Genomic DNA, 5,459 nt, shown 5'->3' on the forward strand with positions numbered 1-5,459 from the left:
ACCGGTACGTGGCGCGCAGCCACTAGCGCAAGATCATTCCTTGCTCTTGGCCGGGCCCGCGCGGCGAGCTGCCGGCAGGCCGCCGGGCCGCGCCCCACCACCTGGCCGATCTCGGTGAACGGCACCCCGAACACGTCGTGCAGGACGAACGCCGTCCGCTCGGCGGGGGTGAGCGACTCCAGCACCACGAGCATCGCCACGCTCAGCGACTCCTCCAGGGTCACCCGGTCCGCCGGGTCGCCGTACCCGCCGCCTTCCACACCGCCGACCAGCGGCTCGGGCAGCCACGGCCCGACGTACTCCTCGCGCCGATGCCGGGCCGAGCGCAGCACGTCCCGCGCGAGCCGGGCCACGGTGACGATCAGCCAGCCGGTCAGGTCGGCGATCTGCGCGCGGTCCGCCGAGCGCAGCCGCAGCCAGCTCTCCTGAACGACGTCCTCGGCCTCGTCCACGCTGCCCAGCAGCCCGTAGGCCACGCCCATGAGCCGCCCGCGCAGCGCCTGGAACCGTCGCGCCGCCTCCTCTTCGTCCACGTCATGGGGACGAGATGACCGCCCGGGGTGTGACAGCGGCCCCCCCGGAACGCGGAAGGCCGCCCCCCGCGCGAGCGGGGAGCGGCCTTCCCGGACCGTCTTCGGGGATCAGCGGTTGTACTGCCCGAAGTCGTACTCCTCCAGCGGGACGGCCTCGCCGGAGCCCTGGCCGAAGGCGTACTCGGCGCCGTCGTCGTAGGAGCCGACGGAGTAGACCGCCGCCTTCGCCTCCTCGGTCGGCTCGACCCGGACGTTGCGGTACTGCGGCATGCCGGTACCGGCCGGGATGAGCTTACCGATGATGACGTTCTCCTTGAGGCCCAGCAGCGGGTCGCTCTTGGCGTGCATCGCGGCCTCGGTGAGCACCCGGGTCGTCTCCTGGAAGGACGCCGCCGACAGCCACGACTCGGTCGCGAGCGAGGCCTTGGTGATGCCCATCAGGACGGGACGGCCGGCGGCGGGGACCCCGCCCTCGGCCACGACGTTCCGGTTCGTCTCCTCGAAGATCGGACGCTCGACCAGGTCGCCGGGCAGCAGGTCGGTGTCGCCCGACTCGAGGATGTTCACCCGCTTCAGCATCTGGCGGACGATGATCTCGATGTGCTTGTCGTGGATCGACACGCCCTGCGACCGGTAGACCTCCTGGACCTCGTGGACCAGGTGGAGCTGCACGGCGCGCGGGCCGAGGATGCGCAGCACCTCGTGCGGGTTGATCGCACCGGCGATGAGCTTCTGCCCGACCGAGACGGCCTCGCCCTCCTTGACCAGCAGGCGCGAGCGCATCGGCACCGGGTAGGCGATCTCGTCCGAGCCGTCGTCGGGGACGATGACGACCTTGCGGGCCTTCTCCGTCTCGTCGATCTTGACTCGGCCGGCGACCTCGCTGATCGGCGCGACGCCCTTGGGGATGCGGGCCTCGAACAGCTCCTGGACGCGCGGCAGGCCGTGCGTGATGTCGCCACCGGCCACACCACCGGTGTGGAAGGTGCGCATCGTCAGCTGCGTGCCGGGCTCACCGATGGACTGCGCGGCGATGATGCCGACGGCCTCACCGACGTCCACCCGCTTGCCGGTGGCCAGCGAGCGGCCGTAGCAGGCGGCGCAGACACCGATCTTGGCCTCGCAGACCAGGGCGCTGCGGGTGCGGACGCGCTCCACGCCCGCCTCGACCAGGCGGGTGACGACCGTGTCGGACAGGTCGGTGTCGGCCGGGAAGATGACCGTGCCGTCGACCTCGACGTCCTCGGCGATCGTCCGGCCGACGAGGCTGGTCTCGGTGGTGGCCAGCTTGACCAGCGACCCGTCGGCGGCGCGCTCGGCGACCTCGAAGGGGATCGTGCGGTCGGTGCCGCAGTCCTCCTCGCGGACGATGACGTCCTGCGCGACGTCCACCAGGCGCCGGGTCAGGTACCCCGAGTCGGCGGTGCGCAGCGCGGTGTCGGCCAGGCCCTTGCGGGCGCCGTGCGTCGAGATGAAGTACTCGACGACCGACAGGCCCTCGCGGAACGACGACTTGATCGGACGCGGGATGGTCTCGCCCTTGGGGTTGGAGACCAGGCCGCGCATACCGGCGATCTGCCGCAGCTGGAGCGGGTTGCCGCGGGCGCCCGACTGGATCATCATCCAGATCGGGTTGGCCTTCGGGAACGCCTGCTCCATGTCCTTGGCGACGTCGGCGGTCGCGTTGTTCCAGATCGTGATGAGCTCCTGCTTGCGCTCATCGTCGGTGATCAGACCGCGGTTGAACTCCCGCTGCACCTTGTCGGCGCGGGCCTCGTACCCGCCCAGGATGTCCTGCTTGTTGGGCGGGGTGATCACGTCGTCGATCGCGATGGTCACACCGGACCGGGTGGCCCAGTGGAACCCGGCGCTCTTGAGCGCGTCCAGCGCGTTGGCGACGGCGACCTTGGGGTAGGTCTCGGCCAGCTCGTTCACGATCGCCGAGAGCTGCTTCTTGCCGATCTCGTCGTTGACGAACGGGAAGTCCTCGGGCAGCGTCTCGTTGAACAGCGCGCGGCCGAGCGTGGTCTCCAGCCGGTACGGCTGGCCGGGCTCGTAGCCCTCGGGTGCCTGCCAGCCGCGCGGCGGCGGGACGTCCTTCAGCCGGATCTGGATCTTGGCCTGGAGGTCCAGCTCGCCCCGGTCGTAGGCCATGATGCCCTCGGCGATGCCGCCGAACGCCCGGCCCTCGCCCTCCGAGCCGTCCTTCTGCGTCGTCAGCCAGTACAGGCCGATGATCATGTCCTGGGTGGGCATGGTCACGGGCTTGCCGTCGGACGGCTTCAGGATGTTGTTGGTCGACAGCATCAGGATCCGCGCCTCGGCCTGCGCCTCGGCCGACAGCGGCAGGTGCACCGCCATCTGGTCGCCGTCGAAGTCGGCGTTGAACGCGGTGCAGACCAGCGGGTGGATCTGGATGGCCTTGCCCTCGACCAGCTGCGGCTCGAACGCCTGGATGCCGAGGCGGTGCAGGGTCGGCGCGCGGTTCAGCAGCACCGGGTGCTCGGTGATGACCTCTTCCAGCACGTCCCACACGACCGGGCGGGCCCGCTCGACCATCCGCTTGGCGGACTTGATGTTCTGCGCGTGGTTGAGGTCGACCAGCCGCTTCATGACGAACGGCTTGAACAGCTCCAGCGCCATCTGCTTGGGCAGGCCGCACTGGTGCAGCTTCAGCTGCGGGCCGACGACGATGACCGAACGGCCGGAGTAGTCGACGCGCTTGCCCAGCAGGTTCTGCCGGAACCGGCCCTGCTTGCCCTTGAGCATGTCCGACAGCGACTTCAGCGGGCGGTTGCCCGGCCCGGTGACCGGGCGGCCGCGGCGGCCGTTGTCGAACAGCGCGTCGACGGCCTCCTGCAGCATCCGCTTCTCGTTGTTGACGATGATCTCGGGCGCGCCGAGGTCGAGCAGCCGCTTGAGCCGGTTGTTCCGGTTGATCACCCGGCGGTACAGGTCGTTCAGGTCGGACGTGGCGAACCGGCCGCCGTCCAGCTGCACCATCGGGCGCAGGTCCGGCGGGATCACCGGGATGCAGTCCAGCACCATGCCCAGCGGGCTGTTGCGGGTGTTGAGGAACGCCGAGACGACCTTCAGCCGCTTCAGGGCGCGGGCCTTCTTCTGGCCCTTGCCGGTGCGGATGATGTCGCGCAGCTTCTCGGCCTCGGCGTCGAGGTCGAAGTTCTGCAGCCGGGCCTGGATGGCCGCGGCGCCCATGCCGCCCTCGAAGTACTTGCCGAACCGGTCGCGCATCTCGCGGTAGAGCAGCTCGTCGCCCTCCAGGTCCTGGACCTTGAGGTTCTTGAAGCGGCTCCACACCTCGTCGAGACGGTCGATCTCGCGCTGCGCGCGGTCGCGCAGCTGCTTCATCTCCCGCTCGGCGCCGTCGCGCACCTTGCGCTTCTGGTCGGCCTTCGCGCCGGCCTCCTCCAGCTCCGCCAGGTCGCCCTCCAGCTTCTGCTGGCGGGCCTCGACCTGCGCGTCGCGGGCCTGCTCGATCTGCTGACGCTCCACGGAGATGTGGGCCTCCAGCGTCGGCAGGTCGCGGTCGCGGCGCTCGGCGTCCACGCTGGTGATCATGTAGGCCGCGAAGTAGATGATCTTCTCGAGATCCTTCGGGGCCAGGTCCAGCAGGTAGCCGAGGCGCGAGGGGACGCCCTTGAAGTACCAGATGTGCGTGACCGGCGCGGCCAGCTCGATGTGGCCCATCCGCTCACGGCGCACCTTGGCGCGCGTCACCTCGACGCCGCAGCGCTCACAGATGATGCCCTTGAACCGGACGCGCTTGTACTTACCGCAGTAGCACTCCCAGTCCCGGGTCGGGCCGAAGATCTTCTCGCAGAAGAGCCCGTCCTTCTCCGGCTTGAGGGTGCGGTAGTTGATCGTCTCCGGCTTCTTGACCTCGCCGTGGGACCACTGGCGGATGTCGTCAGCGGTCGCCAGGCCGATGCGTAGTTCGTCGAAGAAGTTGACGTCAAGCAACTGTTTTCCCCTTGAGTTGATCAGACCTCTTCGACACTGCTCGGCTCACGCCGGGACAGGTCGATGCCGAGCTCCTCCGCGGCGCGGAAGACGTCCTCGTCGGTGTCGCGCATCTCGATGGACATGCCGTCGCTGGACAGGACCTCGACGTTGAGGCACAGCGACTGCATTTCCTTGATGAGCACCTTGAAGGACTCGGGAATGCCGGGCTCGGGGATGTTCTCGCCCTTGACGATGGCCTCGTAGACCTTGACGCGGCCGAGGACGTCGTCGGACTTGATGGTCAGCAGTTCCTGCAGGGCGTAGGCGGCGCCGTACGCCTCCAGGGCCCAGACCTCCATCTCACCGAAGCGCTGGCCGCCGAACTGGGCCTTTCCGCCGAGCGGCTGCTGAGTGATCATGGAGTAGGGGCCGGTCGAGCGGGCGTGGATCTTGTCGTCGACCAGGTGGAGCAGCTTGAGGATGTAGATGTAGCCGACCGAGATCGGGTCCTTGTAGGGCTCGCCGGTGCGGCCGTCGAACAGCTTCGCCTTGCCGCCCGGGCCGACCATCCGGTTGCCGTCGCGGTTGGGCAGCGTGCTCTCGATCAGGCCGGTGACGTCGTCCTCGCGGGCGCCGTCGAACACCGGGGTGGCGGTGTTGGTCCAGGCCGGAGCCTCGTCCGCGCCGATGGCGTGCAGGGCGCGCTTCCAGTCGGCGTCCTCGCCCTCGACCTTCCAGCCGCGGCTGGCGACCCAGCCGAGGTGGGTTTCCAGGACCTGGCCGACGTTCATGCGGCCCGGGACGCCCAGCGGGTTCAGGACGATGTCGACCGGGGTACCGTCCTCCAGGAACGGCATGTCCTCGACCGGCAGCACCTTGGAGATGACGCCCTTGTTGCCGTGCCGGCCCGCGAGCTTGTCCCCATCGGTGATCTTGCGCTTCTGCGCCACGTACACCCGGACC

At 69.2% G+C, this 5,459-nt stretch carries 3 protein-coding genes; all 3 read right to left on the reverse strand.

Going from position 1 to position 5,459, the window contains the following annotated elements:
* Positions 1-533: sigma factor (locus E1291_RS38610; protein WP_278045311.1), on the reverse strand; the 533-nt coding region annotated here is incomplete at its 3' end.
* 108 nt (positions 534-641) lie between these two features.
* A complete protein-coding gene (locus E1291_RS38615; protein WP_131742982.1) occupies positions 642-4,514 on the reverse strand; it encodes a DNA-directed RNA polymerase subunit beta' in 3,873 nt (1,290 codons plus the stop codon).
* 20 nt (positions 4,515-4,534) lie between these two features.
* Positions 4,535-5,459, reverse strand: a 925-nt coding sequence (locus E1291_RS38620; RefSeq protein WP_503108258.1) for a DNA-directed RNA polymerase subunit beta, incomplete at its 5' end; no start/stop codon positions are given.

Origin of the sequence: Actinomadura roseirufa, from assembly GCF_900659635.1 — a bacterium.
GTDB lineage: Bacteria > Actinomycetota > Actinomycetes > Streptosporangiales > Streptosporangiaceae > Spirillospora > Spirillospora roseirufa.